Source organism: Nonlabens sp. YIK11 (genome assembly GCF_001413925.1).
Classification (GTDB): Bacteria; Bacteroidota; Bacteroidia; order Flavobacteriales; family Flavobacteriaceae; genus Nonlabens.
The window spans coordinates 62,886-81,886 of sequence record NZ_LBMJ01000001.1 but is presented as its reverse complement, the minus strand read 5'-3'; the positions used below and the strand labels follow the sequence as shown (position 1 = coordinate 81,886).

At 41.0% G+C, this 19,001-nt stretch carries 16 protein-coding genes; 4 read left to right on the top strand and 12 right to left on the bottom strand.

Translation table 11 applies throughout. From position 1 onward, the window contains the following. Positions 1-2 precede the first annotated feature (2 nt). The 4 genes from AAU57_RS00345 to AAU57_RS00330 all read left to right on the top strand — a co-directional run bounded on the left by AAU57_RS00345 (position 3) and on the right by AAU57_RS00330 (position 6,571). Complete coding sequence (locus tag AAU57_RS00345) at positions 3-2,759, top strand: outer membrane beta-barrel protein (protein ID WP_055411023.1); 2,757 nt, start codon at positions 3-5, stop codon at positions 2,757-2,759. A gap of 228 nt (positions 2,760-2,987) precedes the next feature. Next, on the top strand, positions 2,988-3,692 hold the full coding sequence (locus tag AAU57_RS00340) for a glycosyltransferase family 2 protein (protein WP_055411022.1): 705 nt from the start codon (positions 2,988-2,990) through the stop codon (positions 3,690-3,692). Continuing rightward, positions 3,689-5,176, top strand: coding sequence for a cellulose synthase family protein (locus AAU57_RS00335; protein WP_055411021.1), 1,488 nt, complete (start codon positions 3,689-3,691; stop codon positions 5,174-5,176). Before AAU57_RS00340 ends, AAU57_RS00335 begins: the two co-directional genes overlap by 4 nt. Continuing rightward, positions 5,177-6,571 carry a glycosyltransferase 87 family protein gene (locus AAU57_RS00330; protein ID WP_055411020.1) on the top strand — a complete coding sequence of 465 codons (1,395 nt, stop codon included), beginning with the start codon at positions 5,177-5,179 and terminating at the stop codon, positions 6,569-6,571. Between the two features lie 11 nt (positions 6,572-6,582). Here AAU57_RS00330 and AAU57_RS00325 read toward each other — a convergent pair whose 3' ends face one another. From AAU57_RS00325 to AAU57_RS00270, 12 genes are all read right to left on the bottom strand, one after another. Beyond that, a complete protein-coding gene (locus AAU57_RS00325; RefSeq protein ID WP_156339966.1) occupies positions 6,583-7,254 on the bottom strand; it encodes a hypothetical protein in 672 nt (223 codons plus the stop codon). 126 nt (positions 7,255-7,380) lie between these two features. Then, the gene (locus AAU57_RS00320; protein ID WP_055411018.1) at positions 7,381-7,725 is read right to left on the bottom strand and encodes a hypothetical protein; all 345 of its coding nucleotides are present in this window, start codon (positions 7,723-7,725) and stop codon (positions 7,381-7,383) included. Positions 7,726-8,150: 425 nt separating this feature from the next. Continuing rightward, entirely contained in the window at positions 8,151-9,692 is a 1,542-nt protein-coding gene (locus AAU57_RS00315) for a bifunctional GNAT family N-acetyltransferase/carbon-nitrogen hydrolase family protein (protein ID WP_055411017.1), read from the bottom strand. Positions 9,693-9,836: 144 nt separating this feature from the next. Continuing rightward, on the bottom strand, positions 9,837-10,235 hold the full coding sequence (locus AAU57_RS00310; protein WP_055411016.1) for a hypothetical protein: 399 nt from the start codon (positions 10,233-10,235) through the stop codon (positions 9,837-9,839). A gap of 61 nt (positions 10,236-10,296) precedes the next feature. Beyond that, positions 10,297-11,265 (bottom strand): deoxyhypusine synthase family protein, encoded by a 969-nt coding sequence (locus tag AAU57_RS00305; RefSeq protein WP_055411015.1) that lies wholly within the window; start codon positions 11,263-11,265, stop codon positions 10,297-10,299. An 18-nt stretch (positions 11,266-11,283) separates the two neighbouring features. Continuing rightward, positions 11,284-12,222 carry an agmatinase gene (speB, locus tag AAU57_RS00300; RefSeq protein WP_055411014.1) on the bottom strand — a complete coding sequence of 313 codons (939 nt, stop codon included), beginning with the start codon at positions 12,220-12,222 and terminating at the stop codon, positions 11,284-11,286. 52 nt (positions 12,223-12,274) lie between these two features. Next, a complete protein-coding gene (locus AAU57_RS00295) occupies positions 12,275-13,666 on the bottom strand; it encodes a decarboxylase (protein ID WP_055411013.1) in 1,392 nt (463 codons plus the stop codon). A 74-nt stretch (positions 13,667-13,740) separates the two neighbouring features. Then, on the bottom strand, positions 13,741-14,739 hold the full coding sequence (locus AAU57_RS00290; RefSeq protein ID WP_316931640.1) for a pseudouridine synthase: 999 nt from the start codon (positions 14,737-14,739) through the stop codon (positions 13,741-13,743). 179 nt (positions 14,740-14,918) lie between these two features. Continuing rightward, positions 14,919-15,872 carry a carbon-nitrogen hydrolase family protein gene (locus tag AAU57_RS00285; protein ID WP_055411011.1) on the bottom strand — a complete coding sequence of 318 codons (954 nt, stop codon included), beginning with the start codon at positions 15,870-15,872 and terminating at the stop codon, positions 14,919-14,921. Beyond that, positions 15,869-16,807, bottom strand: a complete 939-nt coding sequence (locus tag AAU57_RS00280; RefSeq protein ID WP_082438498.1) for a geranylgeranylglycerol-phosphate geranylgeranyltransferase — start codon at positions 16,805-16,807, stop codon at positions 15,869-15,871. The genes AAU57_RS00285 and AAU57_RS00280 overlap by 4 nt, the downstream gene beginning before the upstream one ends. A gap of 182 nt (positions 16,808-16,989) precedes the next feature. Then, entirely contained in the window at positions 16,990-17,928 is a 939-nt protein-coding gene (locus AAU57_RS00275) for a mevalonate kinase (protein WP_055411010.1), read from the bottom strand. 10 nt (positions 17,929-17,938) lie between these two features. After that, positions 17,939-18,997, bottom strand: a complete 1,059-nt coding sequence (locus AAU57_RS00270) for a diphosphomevalonate/mevalonate 3,5-bisphosphate decarboxylase family protein (protein ID WP_055411009.1) — start codon at positions 18,995-18,997, stop codon at positions 17,939-17,941. Positions 18,998-19,001 lie beyond the last annotated feature (4 nt).

The following is a 19,001-nucleotide window of genomic DNA, read 5'->3' as shown; positions in this document are numbered from 1 at the left end:
TAATGAAGAGAATTTTATCTACCACAGCGTTTTTGCTTTTAAGCGCATTAACGTTCGCACAGCAATTTGAAATAACAGGATCTATTGCCGATTCACTTACGAGACAAAAACTACTAAGCGCTACCGTTTTCCTAGAATCAGTTGAGGACTCTACTTTGATCACGTATTCCATCACAGATATTGATGGAAAATTCAACCTGACAGGGAATACCAACTACGAACTTTTAAACTTTTACACCTCTTTCCAAGGCTATCAAGAGATAGCTAAGGTCATCGATTTGAGTAAAGGTCGGCAGATCGATATGGGAACTATTTTACTTAGCAATGACATAGAATCGCTGGGCGACGTTGTCGTTACTGCGAGAAAGGCGCCTATAACCCTCAAGAAGGACACTCTTGAATTTAATGCAAAATCCTTCAACACTAGAGCAGACGCGACGCTTGAAGATGTCATCAAGGAATTGCCAGGAGTTGAACTGGACACAGATGGAAACATCACCGTGAACGGTAAATCTGTGACTAAAATTTTAGTAAACGGTAAAGAGTTCTTTGGCGATGACCCACAAGTTGCTCTTAAAAATTTACCGAAGGAAATTATTGATAAAATTCAGGTAACTGAGTCCAAAACTGACGAACAGCGTCAATCTGGTGATGATGGCGATGATAATGCGAGCGAGATCAATATCACCATTGACGAGGATAAAAATAAAGGCTGGTTCTCACGACTCACTGCTGGCGGTGGAACTGATGACCGCTACTCCATGAGTGGTATTGTAAATTATTTTAAGGAGGATCTTAGGGTAAGTGTTCTAGGAAGTAGCAATAACATCAACAGTCCAGGTTTTTCATTTGATGAGGTTTATGATGCTATTGGCAATAGCGTTTTCTCTGGAGGCCAAGGCGGTTTGTCTGGGCTTTATAACGGTAACAATTCTGGAATCACGAGCAGCAGGTCTGCAGGAATGAACATCAGTAATGAATTTGGAGAAATTGTTGAAGCTGACGGGAATTACTTTTATGGGAAATCTGATAACCGCTCTGAAACAGAGACTAGAAGAACTACTTTTTTACCAGATCGTACCTTTTCAACCAATAGTAGTAATGCGAGTAATAGAGTAGGTGACAATCATCGTTTTGGTGGTCGAATTGAAGTAAAACCTGACACGCTAACTTCTATAACATTTAGACCTGGCGGTACCTTATCCAATAACTCTGATTTTTCTGAAAGATCATCTACCTCATTTGATGAAGATGGTAATACCATTAACAACTTAAATTCCACCAGTAGTTCAGAATCTGACAACAGGAATTTAGAAGGAAATATCTACGTAAGCCGCAGATTAAAAACAAAGGGAAGTTTTGTAAGCTTTTATGCTAGCGTTGAAGATGACCAAAATGATTCACAGGATCGTTTTAACTCTGAACGTAATACCTTTTCAGGAAACACACCTACCACAGAGATTCAAAACCAGATCATCAATCAAAAAACGACCAATACCCGATACAATTTTAGCCCTAGATACCGACAAGCTTTAGATAGCAATTGGAGAGCCTCTGTAGAGTATAATTATCAATACAGAGATCAAAGCAGTGAACGTAGTGTTTTTGATATTGAAAACGCTTCTGGGACTAGGACCTTCAATCAAGCTTTGAGTAATGACTTTGATGTGAATAGCGTCCAGCAACGTCCAGAAATAGGTGTTGAATACGAGAAGAATGACCTACGACTGGAATTCAATACAGGATATATTTTTCAAACCCTTGAAAGTGAAGACGTATTGCAGCAGGTGAGTTTTGATAAAAGCTTTGAGAATATATTCCTGCAGGCTAGCGTGCGACAAAGAATTGGGAAATTCGGTAGGGTTAATTTGAATTACAACAACAGTGTAAATGTACCTAGCGTTAGACAACTGCAACCTGTTGTTGACAGAACCAATCCATTGAACCTTGTCCAAGGTAATCCAGATCTCGATGCATCGGTAACCCATAGCATCAGGATTAATTTGAGTAATTACAATTGGGAAAAAGGAGAAGGTTTTTTCATGGGTGGTAATTATGACATCAATACTAATGATGTCGCTGCGATAACCACCACAGACCAGGATTTGATACGTACGACTACCTATGTCAACGTCGATGGAAATCGTAGAGGATTCTTATACAGCAGTTACAATAAAAAATGGAAAAAGGATAAACGTGACATAGGTGGGAATCTTTCATTGAACGGAAACTATAACCGCAATGTATCCTTTACTAACGGACAGCGATTTAACAGTGAAACCTTTGGAATAACTCCAGGTGCTAGATTCGAATATTCCATTCGTGATATTTTTGAATTGACTCTGGACTACAACTTAAATCTCAACTCAACATCCTATGATATTAGTAGTATCCAGGATCAAGAGTTCACCAATCATAATTTGAATATTGACTTGCTTACTTTATGGCCAGAGAATGTCACATTGGGACTTAGAGGAGAATACAATCGCTATGGTAATGTTTCTGATGAATTTGATAATGACAGTTTTGTCTTGATAGGTAGTTTGGGCTACAAGTTTGCAAAGGATAAGGCAGTTGTAAAATTAAAGGCCTACGATATTTTAGATCAAGTTATTGGTACCCGTCGTGTAGCTACTCAAGATTATGTTCAGGATACCAGCAGCCTGGTATTGGAACGTTACTTCATGCTTAGTTTCACCTACAAATTATCGAAGTTTGGTGGGTCAGATCCTAATGATAGAAATACTCGTTTCAATTAATTTATGGTAGTTCGCTTTCGCGAAAGCGAATTCCTTCATAGGCTATCCAACATTCGCCTAACTATTGTAAAATAGTTCCCAGTTAGCAGGATATTCTTCCCATTAGCCGGTTACCAAAGCCTGTTTTCTATAGGTTTGCCATAGATTTGCAACAGCAAGTGAAACCTACTTTTTCGATTTTCTGAGTCAATTTGGAGTGTTCTTATTTGTGATTTTAAAAAACAGCTATTGCCGCGTCCCAATACGATCATCAATGTTATCATTCCTGCCTTTAACGAGGCAGACTCCATCGGTCTTGTCCTAGCAGATATTCCTGCAATGGTAGATGAAGTCATCGTCGTGAGCAATAATTCTACTGATGCCACAGAGGCCAATGCATCTCAAGCTGGTGCCACAGTTTTAAAAGAATCCAGACGTGGCTACGGTTTTGCCTGTCTCAAGGGTCTGGAGTACGTGGCCCAAAAGGAAAACAAGCCAGACATCATCGTATTTTTAGATGGTGACTACAGCGATTATCCAGAACAACTTACAGAACTTGTAGCGCCTATCATAGAATCCAATGTGGACTTGGTCATTGGCGCCCGCAATAAAAAACTTAGAGAAGCTGGATCGATGACGTTCCCACAAATTTTTGGAAACTGGCTCGCCACCACATTGATGAAGCTGTTCTTCAATTCAAGATTTACAGACTTGGGTCCTTTTAGAGCGATCAAATATGACAAGTTGGTAGCCTTAAACATGGAAGATGAAACCTATGGCTGGACGGTAGAGATGCAATTAAAGGCGCTGAAAAAAAACTATTCTTATGAAGAGATTCCCGTGCGGTATCGCAATAGAATAGGCGTTTCCAAGGTGTCAGGAACGGTCAAAGGTGCTATCTTTGCAGGTGTTAAAATTTTAACATGGATCTTCAAATACGGCCTTAAGAAATGATCTTGGAGTGGATTTGCATCGTGGTATATTCGGCATCATTGCTCATGATCTTGTTCTATTCTTTTTCGCAGCTCAATTTGTTGATCAATTATCTCAAGGCGCAAAAGAAAAACAAGCAAGCCACCGTTTCTGTTCAACAAACAGACGATCTACCATACGTCACTATACAGCTGCCCGTATTTAATGAATTATACGTCATGGAGCGCTTGCTGGATAACATGGCTTTTCTGGAGTATCCCAAAAACAAATTAGAGATTCAGGTACTGGATGATAGTACAGATGAATCGGTTGAGATTACGGCCTTAAAAGTCAAAAAGCTTCAAGAGCTAGGTTTTGATGTTAGTCACATACAACGTGAGAATCGTACCAGTTACAAAGCAGGCGCACTCAAAGAAGGACTCAAAATCGCCAAAGGTGATTTTATCGCCATCTTTGATGCCGATTTTTTACCAGAGGCAGACTGGCTACTCAAAACCATTGGCCATTTCAAGAATCCTAAAGTTGGTGTCGTACAAACGCGATGGTCGCATCTCAATAGAGATTACAGCATCTTGACCCAAGTGCAGGCATTTGCCCTGGACGCTCACTTTACTCTAGAACAGGTAGGTCGCAATTCTAAAGGTCACTTCATCAACTTTAACGGTACGGCTGGCATATGGCGCAAACAAACCATTTTTGATGCAGGAAACTGGCAAGGCGACACGCTTACCGAAGATCTGGATTTAAGTTACCGCGCCCAACTCAAGAACTGGAAATTCGTTTATCTAGAAGACGTCACCACTCCAGCTGAATTGCCCATGGTGATAAGCGCAGCGCGTTCACAGCAATTTAGATGGAATAAAGGCGGCGCAGAGAATTTCCAAAAAATGTTCAGGAAAGTGCTGTCCAGTAAAAACCTTTCCTTCAAGACTAAATTTCACGGGATCCTGCACCTTCTCAACAGCACGATGTTCTTGAATGTCCTCATCGTGGCCATTTTAAGCATTCCCATGTTGTACATCAAGAACGAGTATGAACATTTGAGGATCTACTTTATCGTGATGAGCTTTTTTGTCATTAGTACCATCATCTTTTTCATTTGCTACTGGTTCATGTACCGCAATATCTACGGCGGCGGTTTCAAGAATTTTGTCACGTACATCGGTATGTTTTTCACGTTTTTCAGCATCGCGATGGGCTTCTCGTTACACAATTCCATTGCCGTGATAGAAGGCCATCTGGGCAAGCGCAGTGAATTTGTACGCACGCCTAAATTCAATCTGGCCGCGGTAGGCAGTAATTGGAAGACCAATAAATACCTGCGTAAAAAAGTAAGTCCCAATGTGGTTATCGAGGGCTTACTCATGCTTTATTTCATGTTTGGGCTGTACTCTGCATTTATTGTGGGCGATCAAGGTGGCGATTTCGGGCTATTTCCATTTCATCTCATGCTCGTCATTGGGTTTGGGTTTGTATTTTTCTCCAGTTTAACAGACAAGCAGTAAATGAAGACGCGGCTGCAAAATGGCTTTGGGATCCTTCTCATCCTCAGCTTTTTTGGCTATGCTATTTTTAGTTCGCTTTCGCGAAAGCAGTTTCTCGACAATCTTCTCCTTTATTCGGGACTGTTTGTTTTATTCTTGGGCTTTTACTGGATCGCTGACTATTCCCGTAAAAAGGAGTTACAGCTATTTCCAGAATGGCTTTCTTTCAAAACACAAGCTAAGCCACATATTCTAGCCTGGTTGTTGGTAGGTGTGGCCTTGCGATTGGTTTTCTTATGGGATACACCCAATTTATCGCAGGATTTTTTCAGATTCATTTGGGATGGACACATGCTCCTCAATGGTTACAATCCATACCTATATCTGCCCGATGAGCTCATTGCAACTGGTGTAGACTTCATCCCCAATGCAGATTTACTGCATGCCTCCATGGGCGAACTGTCCAGTGGGCACTATACCAATTATCCGCCATTCAACCAGCTATTTTTTGCTGCAGCCGCTTTCTTAGGAGGCAACAGCATTGTTATGACAGTAGTCTGGATGCGGATTTTTATCATTGTTTCAGAGGTTTTGATCTTTCTATACGGTATCAAATTACTTCGTATTCTAGGCAAACCAGAACAATTGATTTTACTCTATTACCTCAATCCTTTTATTTTGATTGAATTGACGGGCAACCTTCATTGGGAAGGCGTCATGGCCTGTTTAATGCTCATTGGAGTCTATCATTTCATCTGTTACGATAGAATCAAGAGTCCCATTTACTTGGGCTTAGGAGTACTTTTAAAACTATTGCCGGTGATCATTTTCCCGTTGCTGCTGAAGTCCTTGAAGTGGCGTAAGCTTTTTTTATTTTTCGGTATCCTGGCGATCGTTGTTATTGCTGGCTTTGCACCATTTCTATCTGAAGAATTGTTTGAAAAATATGGCTCTAGTGTAGGGCTATGGTTCAATAGCTTTGAGTTCAATGCGAGTGTTTACTACGTTATCCGAGCCATAGGCTATGAAGTCACCGGTTATAATATTATAGGAACGGTCGGAAAAATTTTACCGTTAATTACGTTGGCTTCTGTTATTTTGATGGCGGTATTGAGGAAGAATCAGTTTCCAGAAATCTTGCTAGGTAGTATTCTTTTCTCGTTCACGATTTATTTGCTGCTGTCCACGACGGTTCATCCATGGTATTTGACGATACCACTTTTGTTTTCGGTTTTTACGAGATATAGGTACATGATGGTCTGGAGTTTTTTGGTGTTTGTCAGTTATTCGGCCTATTCAAACGCATCCTATCAGGAAAATTTGTGGTGGATTGCGGTGGAATATTTATGTGTTGTTGGGATGTTGGTGTTTGAGTTGCTTTCGCGAAAGCGAAATAAAGACCTAATGCTTAACTAGCCTAAATCTCTCTAGTAACAGCCTTGATTATATTTGTAAATGAACTGATCAACGTCACCTTCTTCAAATCGTTTTTTCTCGCGAATGGATTTCACCAAGTCCATACAGTCAGACATCAAAACATCTGCATTTTTGCTTAAAAATGAGGCTTTGGAACCCTTTTCTCTGTAAATGGTGCCATCATAAGTTTTATAGAAATATCTACCGATATCAAAAGTATATCTCGATCCGATTGGAACTGGGTATGACCCAGCGCCCATTCCACCAACAGAATTAATATATTCGGACTTTTCTTTAGCGGTAATGTGATAGCCATAATAGGACAGATCGCCAGAAATAATTTCCTGAGCATACACCCATTCTGGCTTCTCTTCTGTTCCCAAATTATAACTTACTAAATAAAGTCTCTCCTCTTCATCTTTTGGATTTTCTGGAAAGAAAAAATTACTTTTTGCAGTGACTAAAATATCAAGGATAATATATTCAATTTCATGCGGTTGCAAGACCAGTTGTGAATCAAAATCTGATTGTTTTAAGATTATGGGTTGATTCGTTTTTTTAGGTATTTCAGCCCTTCCATAAAGTTCCTCGCCATTTACCAAGCCGATAACAAGATCTGTTTCATAAACTTGTGCTGTTGAAATAAAACAGGCCACAACCAAAAATAGACACCAATTTTTCACGAAATCTAATTTAAAATTGACTTTTAAATATCATCTATTAAGATCTAAATCGCCTAAATCCAATCAAGGTAGTTTCAAAACAAATGCAATGAAAAATCCAGATATATAATTTATAATAATTGAAGTTTATTCTATGTAGGCTACAGATTCACCTAAAGTATATCGCAGCCGTTTCATTTTTCCTTTGCCAGAAAATCGAATCTCACCATCGATACTGAATTCTATATATCCAGTGGCAATAATCTGTTTGGTTATTTCGTCGTAAATAATGCGTTTGGCATTCTTGATCGTCAGTAAATCTGTCTTTAGATTTACGTTACCAGAATAGGTGTTCAATTTTAAGTCAGGATCTATAGTAACACTCTCGGATTCAAATTCAACCAACGGTTTTTCTTTCTCTTCAGTCTTGTTTTCTTGTCCGTAACTGAACGTCCCAATTGCTAATACAATTACTACCAATAGCTTTCTCATAGTTCTTCAATTTTACCTTAAGATAGTAATTAATTGCTTATAGTTTACTTCTTTACGACATTGTATCGATCTTAGGACTTTTTGTCAATTTTCTAAACCTAACTCTGGTCAGATTAATCACCAAAACAAACAACTCCTTCTCGACACCGTCGGGAAGGAGTTGTTTGTTATTAAATGAATTGAAGCAGGATTCTAGATAAATGAAAATTGACTTTTAAAAACCATTCATTTAGAACTAAAGCTTCCGAACCCGATATAAGCAGTTCCCAGACAAATAGCCATGAATATTCCACCTACCAGTTCCCAGCCGTTATATTTTATCGCAGCGGTGGCTATCATCAGCAATGTAAGGAGTATCGCACCCGTATTTTCAATTTTCTTTCTCATACTTAAATATACTGAAAACCTTTAACTTCCTTTGAAATCTACTTTTTCACCACCTCGTAAAGATCTTTACGTCTATCCTTGAGATTCTTTACTGCGCCGTTGTGGTGCAGTTCTTTAAGTAAATCCATGTCCACATCTGCGACAAGGATCATCTCTGTATTAGGTGTGGTTTCTGCTTTGACACCATTGGAAGGGAACGCAAAATCACACGGTGTGAATACCGCGCTTTGGGCATAAGAAATATCCATATTCTCAACCGCGGGCAGGTTACCAACGCTTCCAGCAATCGCCACATAACATTCATTCTCTACCGCTCGAGCCTGGCAACACAGTCGTACGCGCGCATAGGCATTTTGGGTATCTGTCAAGAAAGGAACAAAAAGAATTTGCATGCCATCCTGCGCCATGATACGACTTAGTTCTGGGAACTCACTGTCATAACAAATAAGAATTCCTATTTTACCGCAGTCGGTATCAAAGGTTTGGATCTTGCTACCGTTGCTCAAACCCCAAACTTTTTGCTCGTCTGGAGTGACATGGATCTTTTCATATTGTTCCACTCGACCATCACGATGGCATAAATTTCCAATATTATATAGGTGTCCATCGATAATTTCAGGCATGGAACCTGTGATGATATTGATGTTGTATTTAATGGCAAGGTCAGAGAATTTGTCTCTAATCATAGCCGTGTATTTGGCCAGTTCACGTATGGCGTCGCTCACGCTATGATCATTATAGGCAGCCATAAGCGGAGCATTAAAATACTCTGGGAACAACGCAAAATCAGATCTATAGGCGGCAAGGCTATCCACAAAATATTCTACCTGTTGCATCAATTCTTCAATACCAGAATAAGGACGCATTTGCCACTGAATCAAACCGAGACGCACGGTACTTTTTACGGTTTTTGTATCGTCTGCTTTAAGTGGCGCGGTATAATAAATATTATCCCATTCAAGTAAAACAGCGTATTGTTTTGAAGCGGCGTCCTCATCCAGATAGTTTTTCAAAACTCTGGATACGTGAAAGTCATTACTCAGCTGAAAGTTTAATACAGGATCGTTGATCTCTTTCATGCGCACCTTCTCAATATATTGTTTAGGTGTCAACTCCTTGGCATAATTGTGATAGCCTGGAATCCTACCGCCAAAAGCGATTCCACGCAAGTTCATGTTCTCACACAATTCCTTGCGGTAATCATACAATCGACGACCCAATCGCATCCCACGGAACTGCGGTTTGATAAACACCTCAATACCATAAAGCACATCACCTTCATCATCATGCGTGGTAAACTTATAGTTGCCCGTTACCTGTTCATAGGTGTAATTGCCTTTAAAATCTTCGTACTTCACGACAATGGATAGGGCACAAGCGACGATTTCTTCATTGACTTTTAAGACGACCTGACCTTCAGGGAACTTGTTGGTCAAGGCCTTGATTTGCTCTCTACTCCAGATGGAATCTGGCAGATTGGTATAAGAGTCAATCATCGCGTGCTTCAATTGCTCATAGTCTTCCAACTTGAGAAATTCAAGGGTTAAATTGTCAATTTTATCAATATTTACGGTGCTCATTGTCATATGAATTAATGGTTGCAAAGGTACTGTAGATGCTGTTTTTAGGTTACCTAGAAGCTGTTAATTAATAGGTACAAAAAAACCTGTAGGATTTGAAACGTACAGGTTGTTTTGTTTTAGTTGCTGCTTGAGCGATGTGCATCAATCTTCAGTACCTTCATAGTCGATTCTTTTATTGCACTCGCGGTAGCAGGCAAACGATAGTTTGTTCCAACCTGTATCACGTATACGTTCAAGAGTCAGGCCATTGTCTGTTTTGGCAATAGTGAATTTAAAATCGGGTAGGTCGTCGCTTAGATCTGCTAGCGTGTTGATAGGATCTGTCATACCATAGGCATCAATGCCTTGAGGTTTATAATTACTCAGCGTAAAGGAAAGTTCATTCCAGGCACAGCCTTGGATACATTTCAATTTGACCTCGTCGTTGTAAACTGATAGGATCTCAATATTGAAATCTCTGCTTACCTTATTTGTGTCTTTTTTGGAACCACAACTGGTAAGTACGAGTGCGATAGCAAAAAGTGTCAGTATATTTTTCATGATGTTTTTTTAATTAGTGATGGATGGTTTTGTTTTCGCTTTCGCGAAAGCGAACTCCATTTTACATTTCCAATAAATAGGCAAAGATCAACGGTGCCACAATGGTGGCATCACTCTCCACGATGAATTTAGGAGTATCGATGTCTAATTTTCCCCATGTGATTTTTTCATTGGGAACGGCACCAGAATAACTTCCATAACTTGTCGTAGAATCAGAAATTTGACAGAAATAGCTCCAAAATGGCGTGTCCGTGCGCTCCATATCCTGATACAACATAGGCACCACACAAATAGGGAAATCGCCTGCGATACCACCACCTATCTGGAAAAATCCTATGCCGTTCTCGCTGTTGTCCGTGTACCAGTCTGCGAGATAGGTCATGTATTCAATACCGCTTTTCACGGTGCTTGCCTTGAGCTCGCCTTTAAGGACGTAGCTAGCAAAAATGTTTCCCATGGTACTGTCTTCCCAACCTGGGACGACAATAGGTAAATTGGCTTTGGCGGCTGCGTACATCCATGAATTCTCGATAGGGATTTCATAGTATTCTTCCAGCACGCCGCTCAACAACAACTTGTACATGTACTCGTGTGGGAAGTAGCGCTCGCCTTTGGCTTCGGCATCTTTCCAGATCTTGACGATATGTTCTTGCAATCTTCTAAAGGCTTCTTCTTCTGGAATACAGGTATCTGTTACTCGGTTCAATCCTTTTTCCAATAAATCCCATTCATCTTGCGGAGTCAAATCACGATAGTTGGGCACGCGTTTGTAGTGCGAGTGCGCCACAAGGTTCATCAAATCTTCCTCAAGGTTGGCACCAGTACAGGACACGATGTGAACTTTTTCCTGGCGAATGACTTCGGCAAAAATCTTCCCTATTTCGGCAGTACTCATGGCACCAGCTAGTGAAACCAGCATTTTTGAGCCATTGTTGAGTTGGTCCTCATATCCTTTTGCAGCATCTACTAACGCAGCGCCGTTAAAGTGTAGGAAATATTTTTCTATGAAATCAGTAATTGGTTTACTCATGGATGTGTTTTTGAGGATCTAGTCCTCGTTGATATTTTTCATTTTCTTAAGTCCGGCTTTTGCAAAACCTTTGTCTGCATCATAGCCTTCTTCACCTTCTAAAGCGATATCCTTGAATTTGTAGCTCAGCATCTTGTAGTACAATTTTGCCGCAAGAAAATCTGACGACTTCTCATTAGGATTAGGGCATAATTCTACAATGTCAAAACCTACGACGTTTTTTTCTTCAAAAACGCCTCTCAAAAAGTCTAGGGTCTCGTACCAAAATAAGCCGCCAGGTTCTGGTGTACCGGTAGATGGGCAAATGGATGGGTCAAAACCGTCAAGATCGATAGTGATAAAAACGTTTTCAGTCAACGCTTCAGTAGCTTTTTCTGACCAGTAATCATCCTGCACCATTTCATGGGCATAGAATATTTTTTCTTCATCATTGATGCCTAGCTCAATGCTGTCCATACTGCGTATACCTACCTGCACCAGATTTGTGTTTTGGCTGGCTTCATATACAGCACATGCGTGGTTGTAGCTGCTGCCATCATAGGTTTTACGTAGATCTGCGTGAGCATCGATCTGGAGTACGCTCAAGTTTTCAAACATCTCGTTAAAGGCGCGAATGCTACCTATGGAGATGGAATGCTCGCCGCCAAAAAGCGTTACAAACTTATTTCTCTTGATGTATTTTTTAGTTGCGGCATGAACGGCATCCACCATTTTTTCTGGAGAAGAGTTCTCTGAAACTGGATCTGCCAGATAGATACCGTGTTGATACACTTCAGTATCTGTTTCAATGTCATATAATTCCATGTTGCGACTCGCGTCGAGAAAAGCATCTGGACCTTTATCGGCTCCTTTTTGCCAGGTACTGGTTCCATCATAGGGAACAGGGATCAAAACTATGGATGCGTTATCCAATCCAGCATATTGATCCTCGATGCCGGCATAGTTAGATGTACTCATGATAAATTATTTAATGTCAAAGGTTTAAATATAATAAATATGACTTGAGGATTTAGTATCCCAAAATTTCAAGCATCTGTTCAGAGGTTTGTTGGTCTCTAAACAACTCTGTCACGATCTCGCCATTCTCATCTCTATCGATCAAAACATGCTTAGGCGCTGGTATCAAACAGTGCTGTATACCACCATAACCGCCTATGGTTTCCTGATATGCACCTGTGTTGAAAAAGCCTATATAAGTAGGTTTGTCCTTGTGATATTTAGGTAGGTAAATAGCATTGACGTTTTGCTCACTGTTGTAGTAATCATCACTATCGCAAGTCAATCCGCCTAAAAGAACGCGTTCATATTCATCATTCCAGCGATTAAGAGGCAACAAAATAAAGCGTTTGCTTATCGCCCAGGAATCTGGTAATGTGGTGATAAAAGAGCTGTTGATCATGCTCCATTTCTCACGGTCGTTTTGCTGCTTTTGGTGCAGAATCTTGTAGATCGCGCCGCCGCTTTCTCCAACGGTAAAAGATCCGAATTCTGTAAACAGATCTGGAACCGGCACTTCTGCATCGTCACAAACGATTTTGATCTGGCTCACGATCTCTTCAATCATGTATTCATAATCAAAATCAAAAGCTAGACTGTTTTTGATAGGAAACCCACCACCTATATTCAAGCTGTCTAGAGATGGGCATATTTTTTTAAGACCTATGTAAACCTTCAAACACTTGTGAAGTTCGTTCCAGTAATAAGCCGTGTCGCGTATACCGGTATTGATAAAAAAGTGGAGCATTTTGAGCTCTACTTGATCGTTACCTTCAATCTGGTTCTTGTAAAATGCATTGATGTTTTTATAGCCTATTCCCAATCTACTGGTGTAGAATTCAAATTTTGGCTCTTCCTCACTGGCAATACGTATTCCTACTTTGAATTTCTTTTCCGTCGCTTGTTGTAGTAACGGCAACTCTTCATGATTGTCAATTACAGGAATACAATTGTGCTGTCCAGAATCAATCAGGCTAGCAATATTTTCTATGTACAAATCACGTTTGAAGCCGTTGCAAATCACAAAAGTATCCTTGGTGATCTTACCGCTTTCTCTAAGGCTCTTTACAATGTTGATGTCAAAAGCACTGCTGGTCTCGACATGGATATCATTTTTGAGCGCCTCATCCAGCACGTACTTAAAATGGGAACTCTTAGTGCAATAGCAATAACGATATTTTGCTTGATAGTCCGCTTTCGCGAAAGCGGATTCAAACCATCCTTTTGCACGGTTGATGTTCTCTGAAATTTTAGGTAGATACGTGAACTTCAATGGGCTGCCATATTCCTGGACCAGTTTCATGAGGTCAATACCGTGGAAGTGCAGTTGCTTTTCTTTGATGTCAAACTCTTCCGTAGGAAAATGGTAGGTCTGATCAATGAGATCGATGTACTTAGTATTCAATAGGTTGTTTTAAATGTAATTTAAAAGGCTAATATCTTATTTGCTCGCAACTTCTATGTTATACAAATATTAAATTATGCGAGCATTTTTAGGTTGATAATCTCTTGTTTGCTTAGTAATCTATAGTGACCACGAGGCAAGTCTTTTTTAGTCAGGCCTCCTATAACAACACGATCCAGAGTCACCACTTCATAGCCTACACTATCAAAGATACGTTGTACGATGTTGTCCTTGCCGCTGTGCACCTCGATACCTATCTCGTTGTTTTTGCCGCCTTCCACATAATTAATGTCTTCAACTTTAATTTCTTCGCCCTCGATGGTGACACCGTTGCGTATTTTCATGAGATCTTCATGCTTGAAGCTGCGGTCCAGAGCGACATGATATATTTTGCGCAAGCGCTTTTTAGGATTGTTCATGATATTTGCGATCTCTAGATCGTTGGTAAATATCATGAGCCCTAATGATTTTCTGCCTAGTCGTCCTATGTAGTGCAATCTGCTGGATGAGGCCGTTGCCATCAAATCCATCACGGTTTTGCTTTGCTTTTCTCCGGTTCTAGGTGTGATAAAGCCTTTAGGTTTATTGAGTAGGAAGTATTCTTTTCTTTTAGGCTCTATGGAACGGCCGTCAAATTTCACCTCGTCAGACGGCTGCACTCGGAAACCCATTTCGGTTACCGGCTTGTCGTTTACGGTTACGCTTCCTGCAGCGATGTAGATGTCGGCATCGCGACGGCTGCAAAGACCACTGTTCGCTATGTATTTATTCAATCTTATTCCAGTTGCAGAGCTCTTTTTGCTGGTAGAGTTCTCTTTCTTCTTGCGATTGATGTATTCCTTTTTGGTTACTGGATTTCCAGATCTGGAAGTACCTATCACCTGGTTTTTACCACCGCGTGTATTTTTTGTAGATGCTCCACCACGACCTGAGGTGTTACTTTTATGGTCCTGAGAACCAGCATTTCTTCTGTTTCCGCCTTTACTACTGGATCCAGCCTTGCCGCCTTGACGGCCACTGCCTTTACCACTAGATCCTTCATTGCCTCTGCTCATCACTGTAATTTTTTGCAAAGATAACTTTTTGATAAATGCAAGATTCAAAAGAAATTTTAAATGAATATGCTGATCCTAAAATAAATAGAAGGCAACTGGAGAGAATAGTAGCAGATGTCCTTATGATTCTTATCATACTTCCATTTTCGTACTTCAAAACGCAGCTATTTTGATCACTTCATCAACGCATCAGGATATCAATCCTTAAACTTCACTGTTGTTTGTCGCTCTCTATTGACGTTTAACTGTGTGACATCAGGTCTGGAATAATGGCCGGCAGCGTCAAAATTCTGGCGTTCTTCAAACACCCGATTTAGATCTAGTGTGGCATAAAGTATTTCTTCCTTGCCTATTTGTGGCTCGATGATCCATTCGCCATCTGGACCTGCGATGCAACTGCCACCATTGGCCAGTACGGCTGGTGCATTTACCAGGATTTCTTCCAGATGCGGAGTGCCAGCAGGAAAATCTTCCTTGAACATCATGCAAGAAACCGACAACACATAGGTTCTTCCTTCTCGTGCGACAAATCTCGTGATGTCCTTTGTGTTGTGATCGCTTCCAGGCCAGGCTGCCACATGCAGGTTGGTACCTTGCGCATACATGGCAGCTCGAGGTAAAGGCATCCAGTTTTCCCAGCAGTTCAGGCCACTTACCGTAAAGTCCTTGAGTTTGTGTGTTACCAGTCCATTACCATCGCCAGGCGACCAGGTAAGTCGCTCGTCATAGGTGGGCTGCAGTTTGCGATGAACGCTTTGAATTACACCGTTTTGGTCAATGTAAACAAGGCTCGCGTACAGGGAATGACCACCACGATCGCTAGGACGTTCAATGATTCCTAGATAGATGGCTATTTGGTTCGCTTTCGCGAAAGCGCAAACATCCTCCAAATCTCCACGGTCGATATCCACAGCATGGAGCGCATAATGCCTGTGCAGTTCCTTCACCACGCTTTTGTTCCACGCAGCGCCATCTGTTAAGGCCAACCAGAACGGATAACCCGGCAATAGTGCCTCACCGAAAACCACCAGTTCAGCGCCGTTTGTTTTGGCTTCTTTCAGGGTTTCCAAAATTTTATGCAGTGTGGCAGCGTGATCCAGCCATACTGGAGCTATCTGTGCGAGAGCTACTTTGATGGTGGAAAGACTCATAAAAAGGTTTGTATTCTATTGACGATGGCTGGTAAATCTATAAGTAAAATGGAAAAGACGCCAGCTACAATAATCACTTTGAGGATGAAGTGAATGAGTAAATACTCGCGCTTGCGTCGTGAGGACCATAATAGCGGTAAACAAACGAGCAAAGCACCGGTTATGAACGCAAAATAGTAATTCATGTAACCGGTTTCAAACCTCAATATGAGTGCTGCTATAGGAACAATGGTAATTACGGTAAGTACTGTGTAGAACTTCTTTGAGGCACGCTCGCCCAGTACCACAGGCAAAGTCTGGTAATTTTGGGCCAGATCGCCGCGCAGGTTTTCCAGATCCTTGATCAATTCGCGCATACCTATGATGAGAAAGAGAAACAACCCATGAACCAAAATGACCGGATAGAAATTTTTATAGTACATGAACAACACAAAAAACGGACTCACCGCCAGTGCTGCGGCCATCAAGTTCCCTACAAAAAGTACTTTCTTGATCTTGTGTGAATACAACCACATGGCAGTAATATAGAGCGCATAAAAAAGCCCAGCGCGCCAGGAAACGATCATTCCCATCACAAACGCCGCGCCATTGAGTGTGAAATAAACAGTCCATAAAGTGGACTGCTTCACCTGATTTTCCAAAAGCGTTTTTTGAGGCCTATTTATCAAGTCTTTCTCGCGGTCGTAAAAGTTATTGATGATATAACCACCAGCGATCGCTGCGGCAGATGCGATTATGATAAGCCATAACCTGTAGTCGCTTAAAATTTCTAATACCGGTGTATCTGGCGCGATGATAAAAATTGTAGCAAACAGCTGAGCGATAGCTATTAGACCTATGTTATACAAGCGAACGCTAGAAAACAAGCTCAATACCTTGACGGTAAGAATCCGCGTGCTGGATCTGTTTTTAGTCATCGTTTGTGTTGCTGGCATGAATCAAAGTTAGCAATTTTAATAGGCCTTGAAGATCGTGTTGAGATATGTTTAATCTTTTTAAAATGAACACAGGTTCATCAGTGAATGACACGTAAAATCAATTTTCAAAAAGACCCCATAAAACAAAAAACTCCGAGTCTTAAAAGAATCGGAGTTGGGTTATATCAATGTTGCAGATTTTAGAAATTATAAACTACTTCCAGTTTATAATCCTTTAATGCTTTTTGTGCTTTGGGCAAATCTTCAGTAAAACCTAGGATGTAACCACCACCACCAGATCCACATAGTTTTAAATAGTAATCACCAGTGTCTAATCCTTTTTTCCACAGTTCGTGGAACTGTGCGGGAATCATAGGCTTGAAATTGTCCAGTACGGTTCCAGAAAGCTTTTTGACATTGCCAAAAAGTCCTTTCACATCGCCACTCAAGAAATCCTCCACACAAGAATCGGTGTACTTTACAAATTGCTCCTTCAACATCTTACGGAAACCTTCTTTCTTCATGTTTTCCATAAAAATATTGACCATAGGTGCTGTTTCTCCCACAACTCCAGAGTCCAATAAGAAGACCGCTCCATTACCGGTTGCAAGTTGCGATGGTATGCCAGCAGGTTCAATGTCCTCCTTACTATTAATAAGAATAGGAAGGCTCAAATAACTGTTTAGTGGATCCAGGCCAGAACTTTTCCCGTGGAAAAAACTCTCGATCTTGCCAAAAATATCTTTCAAGATCAATAGTTTTTCACGCGTAAGGTTTTCTAACACCGTGATTTTATTGATCGCATACTTGTCATAAATAGACGCTACAAGAGCACCACTACTTCCTACACCATAACCTTGTGGTATACTGCTGTCAAAGTACATACCTGCATCAACATCTGCTCTCATGGACTTGATGTCAAACGCTGGGAAGTCCATGTCGTTCTCTACCAGTTGTTCAATATGGTCTGCAAGTCTGGCAAGGCTAGCGTTGGATGCTAGAGCCTTTTCATCTGGTGTATCTGCGATTTTAAGCGCTCCTTTGTAAAAATTGTAGGGAATGGAAAGTCCTTTGGAATCCTTGATGATGCCGTACTCGCCAAAAAGAAGAATCTTTGAATAGAATAATGGTCCTTTCATAAAATATGGTCTAAACAGCGCTGGCGCCGTTGCCTATATGATCACAAATATAATGTTCATTTTGACAATACTGCGCTAATTTACTCTTAATCAATTCTTCAACAGCCTGCTTATGCGCCGCAGGATAAAGCATGTGTACGTTTGCACCAGCGTCCAGCGTGAAACACACAGGCGTATTTGTTCTCGATCTAAATTTCCAGATCTCCTCGATGATCGACAGCGTATTGGGCTTCATGAGGATAAAATAGGGATGCGACGTCATCATCATGGAGTGCAGCGTGAGTGCTTCACTTTCGGTGATTTTAATGAATCCTTCCAAGTCGCCGTTGAATAAATATTCCTTGATTTTTGATAAGTTGGAATGGGCTTGTTGGAATCTCGCTTTCGCGAAAGCGTGCCCGTTCATAAGCTCATGACCTACCGTGGAACTTACGGTTTTCTCGCCTTTGTCCACTAACAAGATGGTGTCTTGAAAATCCTGAAAGATAGGATGAAGCTTCTCGCTCACGTCTATACCGTATAGATCTGAACTGCCTGCGGTGTCTTCATGATTACCCCAAACGACCAGTTTACCTTCAAGACTTCTACAAGCGCTTCCAGAGCCCAAACGTGCCAAAAAACTGGCTTTTTTCTTGTCAATGGCGTTATCTGTTAAGTCACTTTCCATGGCAACAATACAGGACGACATGGCAGCCATGCTGCTCGCACTACTGGCGATACCGCTGCTGTGCGGGAACGTGTTGCTGGTCTCGATCTTGAAATGATAGTTTTTGATCCATGGCGAGTAGGCCTCAATACGCTTGAAATAAGCTTCGATTTTTGGCGCAAAAGAAGGCTTTAATGTGCCGTCTAACAAGACTTCAAAACCGTGTTTTTCAGATTGAGTAGCGGTCATGGTAGTGATCGTACGACAATCATTGAGTGTAAAACTAATCGACGGATTTGCAGGCAACTGCATGCCATGCTTGCCCCAATATTTGACTAACGCAATGTTGGATGGTGCTTGCCAAGAAGCACTAAGTTGTGATTTGAGTTGAGGTGTCGCGATTAGTTGAAACTGTTCTTCCAAGAGA